12 protein-coding genes and 2 tRNA genes are annotated in these 14,447 nt (G+C 45.6%); 9 read left to right on the top strand and 5 right to left on the bottom strand.

The window, feature by feature from the left end:
- Window positions 1-4 precede the first annotated feature (4 nt).
- Together HMPREF9447_RS09090 and HMPREF9447_RS09085 are read left to right on the top strand one after the other, a co-directional pair.
- Window positions 5-2,122: a hypothetical protein gene (locus tag HMPREF9447_RS09090; RefSeq protein ID WP_009129419.1), complete on the top strand. Its 2,118-nt coding sequence runs from the start codon at window positions 5-7 to the stop codon at window positions 2,120-2,122.
- Window positions 2,123-2,266: 144 nt separating this feature from the next.
- The gene (locus tag HMPREF9447_RS09085) at window positions 2,267-5,407 is read left to right on the top strand and encodes a DUF4450 domain-containing protein (RefSeq protein WP_009129418.1); all 3,141 of its coding nucleotides are present in this window, start codon (window positions 2,267-2,269) and stop codon (window positions 5,405-5,407) included.
- On the opposite strand, the gene HMPREF9447_RS09080 is transcribed toward HMPREF9447_RS09085, so the two are convergent.
- The 4 genes from HMPREF9447_RS09080 to HMPREF9447_RS09065 form a co-directional block, all read right to left on the bottom strand.
- Complete coding sequence (locus HMPREF9447_RS09080; RefSeq protein WP_009129417.1) at window positions 5,391-5,876, bottom strand: DUF456 domain-containing protein; 486 nt, start codon at window positions 5,874-5,876, stop codon at window positions 5,391-5,393. The genes HMPREF9447_RS09085 and HMPREF9447_RS09080 overlap by 17 nt on opposite strands.
- A gap of 89 nt (window positions 5,877-5,965) precedes the next feature.
- Window positions 5,966-6,038: transfer RNA gene (locus HMPREF9447_RS09075), tRNA-Pro, on the bottom strand.
- A 24-nt stretch (window positions 6,039-6,062) separates the two neighbouring features.
- Window positions 6,063-6,135: transfer RNA gene (locus tag HMPREF9447_RS09070), tRNA-Phe, on the bottom strand.
- A gap of 156 nt (window positions 6,136-6,291) precedes the next feature.
- Window positions 6,292-7,293, bottom strand: coding sequence for a malate dehydrogenase (locus HMPREF9447_RS09065; RefSeq protein ID WP_009129416.1), 1,002 nt, complete (start codon window positions 7,291-7,293; stop codon window positions 6,292-6,294).
- A gap of 320 nt (window positions 7,294-7,613) precedes the next feature.
- Here HMPREF9447_RS09065 and HMPREF9447_RS09060 point away from each other — a divergent pair, with 320 nt between their 5' ends.
- The 3 genes from HMPREF9447_RS09060 (at window position 7,614) to rplS (ending at window position 10,019) form a co-directional block, all read left to right on the top strand.
- Window positions 7,614-8,462: a CvfB family protein gene (locus HMPREF9447_RS09060; RefSeq protein ID WP_009129415.1), complete on the top strand. Its 849-nt coding sequence runs from the start codon at window positions 7,614-7,616 to the stop codon at window positions 8,460-8,462.
- A 120-nt stretch (window positions 8,463-8,582) separates the two neighbouring features.
- Window positions 8,583-9,527: a hypothetical protein gene (locus HMPREF9447_RS09055; RefSeq protein ID WP_009129414.1), complete on the top strand. Its 945-nt coding sequence runs from the start codon at window positions 8,583-8,585 to the stop codon at window positions 9,525-9,527.
- Between the two features lie 138 nt (window positions 9,528-9,665).
- Window positions 9,666-10,019 (top strand): 50S ribosomal protein L19, encoded by a 354-nt coding sequence (rplS, locus tag HMPREF9447_RS09050; protein WP_009129413.1) that lies wholly within the window; start codon window positions 9,666-9,668, stop codon window positions 10,017-10,019.
- Window positions 10,020-10,077: 58 nt separating this feature from the next.
- Here rplS and HMPREF9447_RS09045 read toward each other — a convergent pair whose 3' ends face one another.
- Window positions 10,078-10,890 carry a DUF6266 family protein gene (locus tag HMPREF9447_RS09045; RefSeq protein WP_009129412.1) on the bottom strand — a complete coding sequence of 271 codons (813 nt, stop codon included), beginning with the start codon at window positions 10,888-10,890 and terminating at the stop codon, window positions 10,078-10,080.
- Window positions 10,891-11,434: 544 nt separating this feature from the next.
- Between HMPREF9447_RS09045 and HMPREF9447_RS09040 the strand changes: the two genes are divergently transcribed.
- The 4 genes from HMPREF9447_RS09040 to HMPREF9447_RS09025 all read left to right on the top strand — a co-directional run bounded on the left by HMPREF9447_RS09040 (window position 11,435) and on the right by HMPREF9447_RS09025 (window position 14,445).
- Complete coding sequence (locus tag HMPREF9447_RS09040; RefSeq protein WP_009129411.1) at window positions 11,435-12,487, top strand: helix-turn-helix domain-containing protein; 1,053 nt, start codon at window positions 11,435-11,437, stop codon at window positions 12,485-12,487.
- 137 nt (window positions 12,488-12,624) lie between these two features.
- Entirely contained in the window at window positions 12,625-12,864 is a 240-nt protein-coding gene (locus HMPREF9447_RS09035; protein WP_044137941.1) for an NVEALA domain-containing protein, read from the top strand.
- Window positions 12,839-13,912, top strand: coding sequence for a BF3164 family lipoprotein (locus HMPREF9447_RS09030; protein ID WP_009129409.1), 1,074 nt, complete (start codon window positions 12,839-12,841; stop codon window positions 13,910-13,912). Before HMPREF9447_RS09035 ends, HMPREF9447_RS09030 begins: the two co-directional genes overlap by 26 nt.
- A gap of 263 nt (window positions 13,913-14,175) precedes the next feature.
- Complete coding sequence (locus HMPREF9447_RS09025) at window positions 14,176-14,445, top strand: NVEALA domain-containing protein (protein WP_009129408.1); 270 nt, start codon at window positions 14,176-14,178, stop codon at window positions 14,443-14,445.
- The last annotated feature ends 2 nt before the right edge of the window (window positions 14,446-14,447 follow it).

Below are 14,447 nucleotides of genomic sequence, written 5' to 3'. Positions count from 1 at the left end.
TACCATGAAGAAAGTATTTTATTCCCTTTTTGCTGCTTTGCTGCTTACGGCTTGTGGTTCGGAGAAGCAAACTCCGATAGACCGTGAAGCACTGGTGGCCCGTAATAATCCTCAAGTATCTGAATTTGATTCGCTGGCTTCGCTCAGTGTCGGCAACGGTGAGTTTGCGTTCACGGTAGATGCTACCGGTTTGCAGACATTCCCGACTATGTATAGTAAAGGTGTACCCCTGGGCACACAAAGCCAATGGGGTTGGCATAGTTTTGCCAATCCGAAGAATTATAAGCACGAAGAGACGTTGAAAGCCTTCGACTTTGGCCGTGGACACGAGGAACTCTACGCCTGCCAGTTCAAGGAGCCGGGGCGCCAGAAAGAGGCTTCCGATTGGTTTCGTGTGAATCCTCATCGCTTACATCTGGGCACTGTCGGTCTGGAACTGGGCGAGGAGGTGAAAGCTTCCGATATTACAGACATCCGACAAACGCTGAACATGTGGAAAGGTGAAATTACCAGTCACTTTACATTGAATGGTAATGCCTACGACGTGCAAACCGTCTGCCATCCCAATAAGGATATGATTTCCGCTTGCGTCACCAGTCGTGCACATGGCGGTGTAAATCTGCGTTTCCCTTATCCCACAGGCGGACATGCGGATGATGCCTGCAACTGGGATGCCAATGATAAACATTCCACGGTTATTGTTCGTCAGGATGCCCAAAGCGCTGTGCTGAAACGTGTGCTCGATGAAACAACTTACTACGTAACCCTCCGCTGGGAAGGCAAAGCAGCACTGGCTGAGAAGTCGAAGAACTACTTTGTGCTGACTCCCGAAGAAGATATGCTGGCATTCTCCTGCCTCTTTACCGATGCAGAACCTGCTACCGACATGGCATTGCCCGCTTTCACTGAAACCTCTGCCGCCAGTGCTGCCTACTGGACGGATTTTTGGAAAAATGGCGCTGCTGTCGATTTCTCCCATTGCACTGATCCGCGTGCCAAAGAACTGGAACGCCGTGTGTTGCTTTCGCAATATCTCCTCGCTATCCAGTCGGCAGGCAGTGTGCCTCCGCAGGAAACCGGTCTGACTTATAACTCCTGGTTTGGTAAGTTCCACCTCGAAATGATCTGGTGGCATCAGTCCTGGCAGGCACTTTGGGGACATGAAAATCTGCTGGACCGCACTTTGGGCTGGTATGAAACCGTTGAACCTGTGGCTCGTGAAATTGCCCGCCGTCAAGGCTTCCCCGGTGTGCGCTGGATGAAGATGACTGATCCCAGCGGTACGGAAGCCCCCTCCAATGTAGGTTCTTTCCTTATCTGGCAACAACCGCATTTCATCTATCTGGCAGAGCTTGTTTACCGTGCCAATCCTTCGGACGAAGTTATTAAGAAGTACAACCGCTTGGTGCAGGAGACTGCCGAGTTCATGTATGCCTTTGCCACTTATGATGAATTCCACGGTCGCTTCATTCTGAAAGGTGCCATCCCGGCACAGGAAACGCTGCGTGCAGCCACTACCATCAACTCACCTTTCGAGCTTTCTTACTGGCACTATGCCATGCAGACAGCGCAGCAGTGGCGTGAGCGTGCCGGAGAAAAGCGTAATCTGGAATGGGATGAGCTGATAGATAAACTGTCTCCGCTTGCTTATAATGAAGACCATCTTTATCTGGCTTCCGAAGACGCTGTGGATACTTATAAAGATATTCGCTTCACCAGCGACCACATGGCCGTGTTGGGTTCTGTCGGTATTTTGCCGATGAATAAACTTATCCGTGACGATTATATGAAGAATACCCTGCACTGGGTATGGGACAACTGGAACTGGGGCAAAACCTGGGGATGGGATTATCCAATGACTGCCATGAATGCCACCCGTCTGGGTGAACCGGAAAAAGCAGTTGGTGCCTTGTTGATGGATAAGCGTACGAATACTTATCTGCTGAACGGACATAATTATCAGGATGGTCGCTTACGTTGCTATCTGCCGGGTAATGGTGGTTTGCTGACTGCCGTAGCACTGATGTGTGCCGGCTGGGATGGTTGCCAGGTGAAGAATCCGGGCTTCCCGCAAGATGGTACGTGGGATGTTCGTTGGGAAGGATTGAAGCCAATGCCATAAAAGAAGGTGATTAGTGATTAGGGGTTAGTGATTAGTGATAAGTATTCCTTGCGGCATATACGTCTTTGTAATATATAAGCAGCCTGCTAATCACTAACCCCTAATCACTAAATACTTATCACTAATCACTAAACACTAATCACTATGAAACGTTCTTTTCTCTATACCCTGTTTTCCTTACTGCCCGCTTTTGCCTGTGCGCAGTATACCACTGGCAATAAACCCCAAGGCGCAGGAGACCGTATTGAATCTACCTCCTTCAACGACCATAAGCGCGGCTCTGCCCGCACTCTCCAATATCATCCCGATGGTGAAGACTTTGTCCGCATCAATGGTCAGAACCGATATACCCGTGCCCTTTATGGTAGCCATACCGCCTTTCGTTTGGAAACGAGCGACCGTCCTGTTTTTGCTGTTTATGATAAGCGTAACAGTAAGAACATCAGTTTCCGTCTCCAACTGCCGGATGGTTCGGTCACCCCATTGGAAGAAACCGCCTGGTGCGAATCCCGTTATACTCCCGGCCGACGTTCCTATCGCCTGACACATCCCACTTGGGGAGTGAATGCTGAACTGCAAATCTCGGCTCTCGCCCTGTCCGATGAAGATGCCGCTATCTGGAAGGTTACCCCTGTCAACATCCCCGAAGGTGCAGTATTGCGTTCTTCGCTATGTGAGATTCGCCTTCCTAAACTAAGCCGTAACGGCGATATGGGAGCCGATCCTCCAGGTTGCTTCGATGCGCCTGAGCATCCTGAACATTTACAGACGGTAGATGTGGCACTCAATGCTCCTTTATATATTCTTGTTCGTGATTATTCCTTAGTGATTCCCTCACTGGAAGAAGGCGCTGCCCTTTACGATAAGTCTGAACAGGCCCGTGCCGAACTCGCTTCACGCATCCGGATAACCACTCCCGATCCGTTCTTCAACACTCTTGGCGGCGCGCTTGCCGTAGCTGCCGATGGCATTTGGGATGGTGAAGTCTGGTTGCACGGTGCCATTGGCTGGCGCATGCCTCTCAGCGGTTGGCGTGCAGCTTATACCGGCGATGTTCTCGGATGGCACGACCGTGCCCGTACGCACTTCGATGCTTATGCCGCCAGTCAGGTAACTGATGTGCCGAACACGATCCCGCATCCCGCCCAGGATTCTGCGCTTGCGTTAGCCCGTTCCGTGAAAAAGTGGGGAACGCCCCAATATAGTAATGGTTACATTTGCCGCAATCCCCGTCGCAATGATCAGATGCATCATTATGACATGAATCTTTGTTATATCGACGAACTGTTGTGGCACTTCAACTGGACTGGTGACCTGGATTATGCCCGCCGTATGTGGCCTGTTCTCACGCGTCACCTCGCATGGGAAAAGCTCAATTATGACCCTGATAATGATGGCCTTTACGATGCTTATGCCTGTATCTGGGCGAGTGATGCTCTTTATTATAACAGTGGTGCGGTCACTCACTCCTCAGCTTATAATTATCGTGCCAACCGTCTTGCAGCCATGATTGCTGAAAAGATTGGAGAAGATGCCACGCCTTACCGTGCAGAGGCTGATAAAATACTGAATGCCCTGAATGCCCGCCTTTGGATGCCTGAACGGGGACATTGGGCTGAGTTCCAGGATTTCATGGGACATAAGCGCCTGCACACCAGTCCGGGAGTCTGGACCATCTACCATGCTCTTGATAGTGACGTTGCCGATCCCTTCCAGGCTTATCTTGCCACCAGCTATGTGGATCGTGAGATTCCTCACATCCCTGTTCGTGGTGAGGGGCTGAAAGATGAAGGTTATGCCACCATTTCCACTACCAACTGGTTGCCTTATTCCTGGAGTATCAATAACGTCGCCTTTGCCGAAGTGATGCACACCGCTCTTGCCTATTTTCAGGCAGGTCGTGCTGATGCTGGTTTCAAGTTGCTGAAAAGTTCTATTCTGGATGGCATGTATCTAGGCGAAAGCCCCGGAAACTTCGGGCAAGTCAGCTTTTACGATGCTGCCCGTGGCGAGTGTTATCGTGACTTCGGCGACCCTATCGGTGTAGCTTCCCGTGTGTTGATACAGGGACTTTATGGTATTCTTCCTGATGCTATGAACGGGCGCTTGCTGGTGAAGCCCGGTCTGCCGTCTGACTGGACGTCCGCATCCTTGCACACGCCGGATATTGATTTTGATTATCACAATGCTTCCTATACCATTACCCATCGTCTGCCTGCTGTACACACGCTGGAACTCCAGTTTCCTGCACAGCGCTCGAAAGTGGCAAAACTGACAGTCAACGGAACTCCCACTGCCTGGAAGTTGGTGGAGAACTCAATAAGCCGCCCGATGCTTTCTGTTGTCGTGCCCGCTTCTTCCGGCGAAAAGATGGAAATCAAGATTGAATGGGGCGGGGAGGAACTCAATGCCCCTACGGTCGTTCAGATAGAAGATATATCTGCCGAAGCTCCCGTCGGTTTCGTCCCGATGCAACAAGGGGATATGAAGTGGTGGTATCCCGTAGATAAATCGAAAAATAAAGAAAAACATAGCCTTGCACAGTCTGAAGCCTTTACTAATGTCAACTCCGCTAAATGTGAAACAGTGGTGATGGATGCGCAATTCAATTCCTCGGTAACAGATATTTTCCGTAATGAGTATCTTTCGCCCCGTTCTCCCTATACTACTTTGCAACTGCCGAAGCAAGGTATAGGAGAGTGGTGTCATCCTCTGCATACGGTAGATATCAATGATTCCGGTCTGCGTTCTTCCGTTCGGGAAGGTGTACTGAATACTAAACCGGGAGTTCCTTTCCGCACTCCTGCCGAGGGCCGTAACATTGCTTTCACTTCTTTGTGGGATAATTATCCTGATAGCTTGACTGTTCCACTCAAGGGGAAAGCCTCCCGTGCTTATTTGCTTATGGCGGGCAGCACTAATCATATGCAGTGCCACATCGACAATGGACTTATCCGTGTATATTATAAAGACGGCACCTGCGATGTTATGCCTTTGCGCAATCCGGATAACTGGCCTCCCATTGAGCATATCTTCTTTGAAGATGGTCTGGCCTTTAATCGCCATGCCCCGGCTCTCTACCGTTTGCGTCTCAAGACCGGTGAAGTCAGTAATAACTTCGGTGAAGAATTGGGCTTTCCCGGTGCTTCCCGTGAGTTGGATGGCGGTGCTGCCGTATTGCTCGAAATGCCTCTGAATCCAGATAAGAAGCTCTCACATCTTGTTCTTGAAACGCTTTCCAATGATGTGGTAATCGGATTGATGAGCATTACGCTACAACGATAGCCTTTACAAAGCACCATATAAAATATCCGCAAATCACGACTTTGAATACTGTTCCTATCAGGAAACCCATTAGTGCACCGATGCCCGATTTCAGGGCATCCTTTGCACTTCTGTCTCCCAGCAGTTCTCCGATGAAAGCGCCCCCGAACGGGCCGATGATAATGCCCCACGGACTGAAGAAGACAATCCCGACGATTGATCCTATCAGGCAGCCCCAACTGCCCCATTTAGTTCCTCCACTGTATTTGCTTCCTATGATGGGAGTGAAGTAGTCCAGTACTTGCACAACTACCACTAAAAGCAGCCAGAACAGTAATTGTGATGCCGAAAACTGCACTTTATCCGTAATGTGAAGCAATAATAAGCCTGCGTATGAAACAGGTGGTCCGGGAATCATTGGGATAATGCATCCTAGCAGTCCTATGATGAGGCATATTCCTCCCAATGTGATAAGTATGATGTCAATCATGCTATAATGAAATTAAGTAAATGTTGTTCATTGAAAGCCGATATAACAAAAAAGGTCTAACTCCTTTTGAGAATCAGACCCTTTTTGTGTCGGAATGAGGCGACTCGAACGCCCGACCCCTACGTCCCGAACGTAGTGCGCTACCAACTGCGCTACATTCCGATACTTGCCGACGGAGGGGGAAAGTGGTGCCACCAGGAATCGAACCGGGGACACAAGGATTTTCAGTCCTTTGCTCTACCAACTGAGCTATGGCACCTTCTCCGTTTGCGGGTGCAAAGATAAATAGTTTTTTTTATACAGCCAAAGGATTCCTGAAAAAATAAAAGAAAAATCCCTCTTGCATTCGGTTTCTGCTGACGCAAGAGGGAATCTCTGGTTAGGAGTTGTGGGGGGATACCCCGTTTATATGGATTTAGTCAATGTTCGGGTTGATGCTCTTCCAGTCTTTGATGGCAGGGAGCACTCCCATTTCAATCACTTCGTCGCGCAACTTGCAGAGGTGGGCATAGCTTTCTTTTAGTTTAGCTTCTTCTTCCGGAGTACCTTTCAGTTCTTTGTAGTGCACGCCGTCTTTATTGATTTCCGTTTCCATAGCCATCATGATGTGGTCGAAACCATGACTGTGCACATATGTGCCGGCAGGCCAGCGGAAAGGTTTACCTCCCATAGCGGCAGCAATCATTTCGATAGAAACATAAGCCGGGCTTTGGAAAGAAGAACGTCCGCGAAGGTTGATGATGTTCGCACCACCTTTGGTTACCTTGGTCTGGATTTCAGCCCATTGCTCGGCAGTCAGGGCAGGTGTGCCGATGATTTCCAACAACGGTTTGCCGTCCACTTTTGCAGTAGAGGCATAAACTGCCATCTGCTCTCCATGTCCACCATACGTACGGCAGTTTTCTACTTTATCAGGAGAGATGTGGAAGTGTTTGGCAAGTTCGCTGCGCAGGCGGGTGCTGTCGAGAGCGGCGAGTGTGGTCACCTGTGAAGGTTTCAGTCCGGCATACAGCAAAGTAATCAGTCCGGTGATGTCGGCAGGGTTGAAAATAACGACCACATGTTTCACGTCCGGGCAGTAAGCCTTTACGTTCTTACCGAATTCTTCGGCAATGGCAGCATTACCTTTCAGCAGGTCTTCACGCGTCATGCCGGCTTTGCGGGCGGCACCGCCAGAAGACACGATGTACTTGGCACCGGTCAACGCTTCTTTGATATCAGAAGTGTAAGTGAGGTTCAATCCCTCAAAACCGCAGTGGAACATTTCTTCGGCCACACCTTCCAGTCCCGGACCGTAAGGGTCGTACAGACAGATGTTGGGGGTCAGATGCATCATGATGGCAGTTTGTGCCATGTTTGAGCCGATCATTCCGGCTGCTCCTACAATCGTAAGCTTTTCGTTTGTTAGAAATTCCATAACTTTTATCTATTTAAAGGTGAATAGTATTTTCTTGTTTTTGATTTCCCACTACAAAAATAACTGTTTTCCAGGAGATTTGTTCATAGAAAAAAGTTATGGGTTAGATTGAAAAGTTATTCCTTATACTAATCTTTGCTTAAAAGCGAGGATAAGCTGCATGTCTGCGTTAAAAATAAGCAAGCTTATTTTGTACTGCTTTCGGTTTGCATTATCTTTGCTCAAAAGCGAAGATAAGCTGCACCTTAGCATTAAAAATAAGCAAGCTTATTTTGTACTGCCTTCGGTTTGCATTATCTTTGTCCCAAACGAAAGAAGTTATGAGCATCGAATTAGGAAGATTCAATACCTTAAAGGTAGTCAAAGAAGTGGAGTTCGGCATGTATCTGGATGGGGGTGAGGATGGAGAAATCCTGCTTCCTCTGCGCTATGTGCCCGAAGGTTGCCAACCGGGAGATGAACTGAACGTATTCATCTATCTGGATAGCGAGGAGCGTCTGGTTGCCACCACATTGACGCCGCTGGTACAGGTGGGCGAGTTCGCCTGTCTGGAAGTGGCATGGGTGAACGAGTACGGCGCATTCCTGAACTGGGGGTTGATGAAAGACCTCTTCGTCCCCTTCCGTGAACAGAAGATGAAGATGCAAGTGGGGAATAAGTACGTCATTTATGCCCATCTGGATGATGAAAGCTACCGCATTGTGGCTTCTGCCAAAGTGGACCGCTATCTTTCTAAAGAGACAGCCCCCTATGAGGCGGGAGATGAAGTGAACATCCTTATCTGGCAGAAGACGGATTTGGGCTTCAAGGCTATCATTGAGAATAAGTATAGCGGTTTGCTCTACGATAGTGAAATATTCCAGTCGCTCCGCACGGGTGATAGGCTGAAAGCTTTCATCAAGCAAGTGCGCGAGGATGGTAAGATTGACCTGGTGCTTCAGAAACCGGGATTCGAGAAAGTGGACGACTTCTCCAAAGTCCTGCTGCAATATATAAAGGATAACGGCGGACGGATTTATCTGAATGATAAAAGTCCGGCAGATGAAATCTACTCTACCTTCGGGGTCAGCAAGAAGACCTTCAAGAAAGGGGTGGGTGATCTTTATAAAAGACATCTCATCCTCTTGCAAGAAGATGGAATCATGTTGGCAAAGCCCCTGAATTCCTAAATAGATTAGGGAAATCCCTATATAAGAATAGAGAGAAACAAGCGGATAGGGGATAATCTTCCCCTATTTTTGTTTCCAACAAAGAATAGATATTCATCAACTAAGTAAAAAAACGCTATCATGAAACGAATATTATTTATCCTGCTTGCCACCTTGAGTACTGCTGTTTGCAGCGCTGGCACGGACGCTATGAGTAATAGCAAAGTACGTAAGGAAACCCGTTTCCTCACTGATAAAATGGCTTACGAGCTGAACCTGAGCACCGAGCAATACAATGATGTATACGAAATCAATTATGACTTCATCTCCGGTGTACGCTATGTGATGGATGATGTGTTGCGCGGCGAAGAATGGGCGCTCAATCGTTACTACGACTATCTGGATGTACGCAATGACGATCTCCGCTGGGTATTGAACAGTGGGCAGTATGGGCGTTTCATACAGGCTGAGTACTTCTACCGGCCCATCTATACCAGTGGAAGCCGTTGGTACTTCCGTGTTTACGTCACGTATACCAATCATAACCATTTCTACTTCCCCCGTCCCTATCACTACCGCACGTATGTGGGTGGACACTATCGCACACACTATAATAATGTAAGCTATTACCGTGGACGCTACAAACAACCGTACTATAATGGCTCTTACCGCATCCGCGACCATAAATCCTACACTACGCACCGCCGTTCAGATTTTGGCTCTGTAACCGTACGCCCAGGCTCCAACCGTGCGCCGGCAAGGGATGATGTATACACCACCCGTCGCAGTAGTTCGAGCACTAACCGATCCGGTACTACAGGTACCACCCGCCGCGAAAGTACGAATACGAATGCTACCACTAACGGCAATAACAGTTCACGCGGCAGCAGTAGTAGTTCACGTAATAACAATAACAGTTCTTCCCGTCGCAGCACTACCACTACCAAACCGAGCACGGAGCGCAAAGAGAACAGCTCTTCCAGTGTGCGGAGTTCCTCAGGAAGCAGTACTCGCAGCAGTGGTTCTTCTTCTACAAGAAGCAGTAGCTCCGGCAGTTCCAGCCGTTCCTCAGGCGACCGCCGCTAAGCAAAAAATGAGCGAATTGTTTGTGTATCTGCCGAATAATTCGTTACTTTGCACCGCTTTCGCGCAATCGCTGTCAGGACATAGAGAGAAGCCTGGTATGTTGCGTTGTAACGATCAAACATTTTAAGAATAATAACAATGGATTTAATTAAAATTGCAGAAGAAGCATTTGCTACCGGTAAACAACACCCGAGCTTCAAAGCAGGTGACACTGTTACAGTAGCATATCGTATTGTCGAAGGTAACAAAGAACGTGTACAGTTGTACCGTGGTGTTGTTATCAAGATTGCCGGTCACGGAGAAAAGAAGCGTTTCACTGTACGCAAGATGTCCGGTACTGTAGGTGTAGAACGTATTTTCCCGATTGAGTCACCGGCTATCGATAGCATTGAGGTGAACAAGGTAGGTAAGGTTCGTCGCGCTAAATTGTACTACCTGCGTGCTCTTACCGGTAAGAAAGCAAGAATTAAAGAAAAAAGAGTTAACAAGTAATCTGTTAATCTCTAATTTCGAGATAAAAAAGGGAGGCCGATTCGTTGGTTTCCCTTTTTTATTGCAATATATGGTAACTGACATTCAGTGCCTTACAAGAAGTTAACTTCCTGTCAGCAAGGAGTTGACTTCTTGTCGACAGGGAGTTAACTCCTTGTATGCAGGGAGTTGAGAGGTTGAGATTTGAGTAGTGGGAGATGGGGTTCATTTCCATTTCTACCTCGTCTTCCGATGCGAGAATTACGGAGACCGGCAGACAGACGCTGTTGGCTACACAGCTTCCGTCGGCACTGCGAAAGCAGAGGTAGGCTACCAGTTCGTCATCCTGCCAATTATCCGGAAGTGCCAGTTCTGCGTGCTTGTCGGAGCGCAAGGTGGCTTCGGCATTGTAGACGGCTGTTTCCTTATCTTTGTTGTACACCAGTAGCATGGCTATGTCTGTGTCTTCTGCATTTCCTGTGCCGCTATTATCGTGCCAGTTGAAGGTCATTTTACTTCTATCCTGCGTGGCTGTACCTTCGAATACGGGCATCAGGGTTCCCATAGAGACCAGTGCCCGGTTGAAGTCAATCGTAATATCTTTTCCACTGCCCGTCACGGCTCTTTTCAGGGTGTAGGACATGGCGGCATTGAACGCGGATTTATCCTGCGTAAACTCTTTATAACCTATGCGTATAAATGGTTTTATTGTTTTCAGGAAGTTGAATGCTGTGGCAAACTTGCCCCGTTGCTCTTGTTGTTTAGGTGTACGTGGATTGCTGACTTTGGCGGCACGTGCACGTATGTAGTAATTTGATTTCCAACGGAAACCGACTATCGGTCCCACTTTGCCAGAGAACCCTCCGAGAATGCCTTGATTGATAATTCCCATGTTATCGTGTTTTTAAGTTACTTGTTTTTCTGATTTCGCAAATATATGGAAAAAGATTCTTATCAATCCTATCCATGTGATTTTTGCGTTAATTTGCGTTGTTTTGCGTAGTTGGTAAATTTGCTTTTTCTGGTGTATGATGGTTTATCCGCATTGTACCCGGGATGCACTTGCTCCGTACCAAGGCCGTAGTTTCTTCGCTTAGGGGTACCTGTGAGTGGAGAAGGTACGGAGCAAGTGCATCTAGGGTAATATGGAATTATAATCCAAATTAATAAAACAATCGTCTAAATCTTTTTTTTTAATCATGTTGTTAGATGTTTTTCTCGTTCTTATGGGTTATTTTTGCATCCTGTAAAAAGGAAGTAAATCAGTATGTTTTGCTAATAGAGGTTATTTGTTATATGTCATATTCTTTGTGTTGCGGATGTAGAAGATAATCTCTATTCTTATGATGTATCGGATTTATAATGAAAGCTTTCTGTAGTGCTTTGTCTTTAAAAATGTTTGTGTACTTTTGCAGAATGAATAACTTATTTGTATAATGAAATACTATCGACAAATATTATATGTATTGGGGGGAATATTGCTTCTCGCAATAGGAATGCTTGCTTTTCAGGTGTATGAGAGCGGAGTGGAAGGACGTAGGATATGTAAGCAAAAAGCAGAATCTTCATTGAAATCTACTGCAGAGCTTTGGGTGAACCAAGAATTTGAAAAACTTGGAATACCATACTCTTATGGTGGAGGTCAGCCAGACGAGAAAGATACAAAGCGTCGTATAGTAGTGGCTAAAGGGCCGATCATAGTGGAGGTTGACTCGGTGAAAGAATCAAGGCGCTTATTTACTTGGATGCTGAGTGGAAAAGTACAGTGTTTGTTCTCAATAAGTACTCCTTCTATAGATCTGTTGAATGAATTGTGGCAGGAGAGCCTGAATGGTATGCAGTTACATTATAATGCGGCTCTTGATTTATTGTCTGAAATGCCAGGTGATAATGAAGGAAAAAGGTTTATAGCTGGTGACTCAACATTTATAGCTGATGAATATAAGCTTGGTGCTTACTACCTGGATGACATGTATTTTCTTGAATTTATGGCTTATATTGCAGTTCCATCTCCATGGTTTTGTGCTGATTGGGGAGAGAATGGAATTGTGTCTTGTCTTATTATAGTCGTGCTTTGTTTATGTGCACTTATCTTGCTCTTTTTGAATAATCAGAAAAAAGGTAATGAAGTAGATAGTTCGGATTATTCTGTGTTACATATCTCCAAGAAGAAATACCCAATAGGTGGAGTTCTATTTGATGAAGAAGCAAGTACACTTACTTTTGAAGATAAGAGTGTGGAGAAATGCTCAATGCAACTTTATAAATTGCTTTCGGCATTTGTTCACGCAGAAAACCATTTTTTATCGAATGATCGGATTATTGAGATTTGTGATTGGAATTTGGGAGATATTGGTGTTAATGTGAAAAGAAGAGTGACCATAAGTCAATTGAGGAAGTTACTTGACTGCAAAAGGTCTCATGTGAAAATAGAATCTGGCAAAAATGAGCAAAAAGAGTTCGGCTTTTATTTGCTCGTTGAAAAATGATAAGTGCTTTATTTTGAGATAGAAAAGGGGGAGTAAAAATTATTTTACTCCCTTATTTTACTCCCGTAAATAGAATTCAGGTCTATTTATTTTCTACATTTGCCTGCATAATCATTGATGAAAAACATAATGGTAAAATGAAAAATAAGATGAAAAAAAATCTGGTATTTATGGGGGCTATAGTTATTGCTATGGTTGGGTATGTTTGTAGTAAACAGTCATCGACAAAAATGTCTTCTTTAGTGTTGGAGAATATAGAAGCGTTGGCGGATCCTGAAACTGATCGTGTTTTCTGCTTTGGTATAGGTTCTGTTGATTGTCCAATAAATCACACTAAGGTACATTATTATCATGCTCCGTATAGCTTATATTATTAGTATTGTATCTGTCCTTCTATTCGTTTCTTGTACTTCAAAGTCAGTTCCTTCCGGTAAAGAAGTATATACTGATTTCCCTCAGGAGCAAGAACTGAAAGGAAGAACAATACTATTGGATACTGCTTTATTCCGCTATCCTTTCCGGCTACATAGTGGAGATGGTAAAGTTGTGGTACTTGATTTGCATGGAACAGACTATTTCTTTCATGCATTCAGTTATCCTGATTTTCGTTACTTGTCTTCTTTTGGAAAGCGTGGAGATGCACCGCAGGATATGCTTTCTGCCGAAAACTTCCGATGGAATGGGACTTTTTTGTGGATATTGGATGCTAATAAGTCTGAATTAACAAGGTTTGAGTTTGCTTTATCCGGCGATTCACTGCTTCGTAAGGAAGCGGTGAATCTGGATAAAGATATTCTCAGGGCACTCGATTTTGTGATGTGTGAGGACTCTACTTTTATCATTCCCGATTATTCGGGTGATAGTCGCTTTTGCAAAGTATGCAGAGGTGGAAAATTGATGCATAAGTTTGGTGCTATTCCCACTGTTAATGACGATGCCTTGCAGAATGCCCGTCCGGCTTTGGCGCAAGCATGGCGTAGCTTTATAGATTACAATCCCCGAAATGGAATACTCGCTGCTGTCACTCAGTTGGGTGAGGTGCTCGAAATTTATAATCTGAAAGACAATACGCATGTTGTGTGCATGGGGCCACATGGTGAGCCGGAATTTCAGCTATCCGAGGGGTATGGTATCCCAACAGGCATTATGGGATTTAGTGATGTGCAGGTGACGGATAAAGCTATATATGCAGTCTTTCAAGGGCACTCATTCAAGGATATAGCACAGGATGCGCAGAATGGTGTTAATCACTTGGATGGTGGGCAATATATCTATGTATTTAGTCTGACAGGGAAACCGTTAAAGAAATATGTATTGGACCATTATATTTGTGGCATAATGGTAGATGAGCAACGTGGAGTTATTTATGCTACGGATGTGAATCGGGATGAACCTATATTAGAGTATAGCATAAAAATTATATAGAGTGATATAGCTTATTAAAAGGAACAGACAGTAAACGACTTGTTGCTGCAATTAGGATACCGAATGCTCCGTAACCTCTAAAATTTAGAAGCCTGGCGAAGATACAAATTTTTAATGAAAAACGGAAACTGATTTCTGCTGTTACGATAGTGCAGTATGAAATATGCTCTAATGAGATACTCTGTATCTTAATATTCGACTGTACAATATATGTGTACTTGATGTTGGTAATTGAATATATTTTCATTTTAAATAATATAAGGATGAAAAAGTTTATGAAAATAGCTTTTGTTGCAGCTTTTGCAGCAATTGCAGGTTATGGTGTCTATGCTAATCAGAAAGTAGATACTATGTCAGATTTGATGTTGGCTAATGTGGAAGCATTGGCTGGTGGTGAAGGCGGTGGCAACAGAGCTTGCTTTACGAAATGGAGAAAAGCTCCTAATGATGATTCGTTAGCAATTTGGGATTGGATCTGTAGTGAGTGTGAGGCATATTGGTTATTAGAAGGAAGTATTAGAGGGCATTGTTAATA

Source organism: Bacteroides oleiciplenus YIT 12058, assembly GCF_000315485.1.
Taxonomy (GTDB): domain Bacteria; phylum Bacteroidota; class Bacteroidia; order Bacteroidales; family Bacteroidaceae; genus Bacteroides; species Bacteroides oleiciplenus.
Note: the sequence above shows the minus strand (reverse complement) of the source record. Positions and strands in the feature narration are given on the sequence as shown.

What these genes read in the sequence shown, in the direction of transcription:
- HMPREF9447_RS09025 (WP_009129408.1), top strand. Translation starts at nt 14,176, where the DNA reads ATGAAAAAGTTTATGAAAATAGCTTTTGTTGCAGCTTTTGCAGCAATT.
- HMPREF9447_RS09085 (WP_009129418.1), top strand. Translation starts at nt 2,267, where the DNA reads ATGAAACGTTCTTTTCTCTATACCCTGTTTTCCTTACTGCCCGCTTTT.
- HMPREF9447_RS09055 (WP_009129414.1), top strand. Translation starts at nt 8,583, where the DNA reads ATGAAACGAATATTATTTATCCTGCTTGCCACCTTGAGTACTGCTGTT.
- HMPREF9447_RS09080 (WP_009129417.1), bottom strand. Translation starts at nt 5,876, where the DNA reads ATGATTGACATCATACTTATCACATTGGGAGGAATATGCCTCATCATA.
- HMPREF9447_RS09065 (WP_009129416.1), bottom strand. Translation starts at nt 7,293, where the DNA reads ATGGAATTTCTAACAAACGAAAAGCTTACGATTGTAGGAGCAGCCGGA.
- HMPREF9447_RS09035 (WP_044137941.1), top strand. Translation starts at nt 12,625, where the DNA reads ATGAAAAATAAGATGAAAAAAAATCTGGTATTTATGGGGGCTATAGTT.
- rplS (WP_009129413.1), top strand. Translation starts at nt 9,666, where the DNA reads ATGGATTTAATTAAAATTGCAGAAGAAGCATTTGCTACCGGTAAACAA.
- HMPREF9447_RS09060 (WP_009129415.1), top strand. Translation starts at nt 7,614, where the DNA reads ATGAGCATCGAATTAGGAAGATTCAATACCTTAAAGGTAGTCAAAGAA.
- HMPREF9447_RS09040 (WP_009129411.1), top strand. Translation starts at nt 11,435, where the DNA reads ATGAAATACTATCGACAAATATTATATGTATTGGGGGGAATATTGCTT.
- HMPREF9447_RS09045 (WP_009129412.1), bottom strand. Translation starts at nt 10,890, where the DNA reads ATGGGAATTATCAATCAAGGCATTCTCGGAGGGTTCTCTGGCAAAGTG.
- HMPREF9447_RS09090 (WP_009129419.1), top strand. Translation starts at nt 5, where the DNA reads ATGAAGAAAGTATTTTATTCCCTTTTTGCTGCTTTGCTGCTTACGGCT.
- HMPREF9447_RS09030 (WP_009129409.1), top strand. Translation starts at nt 12,839, where the DNA reads ATGCTCCGTATAGCTTATATTATTAGTATTGTATCTGTCCTTCTATTC.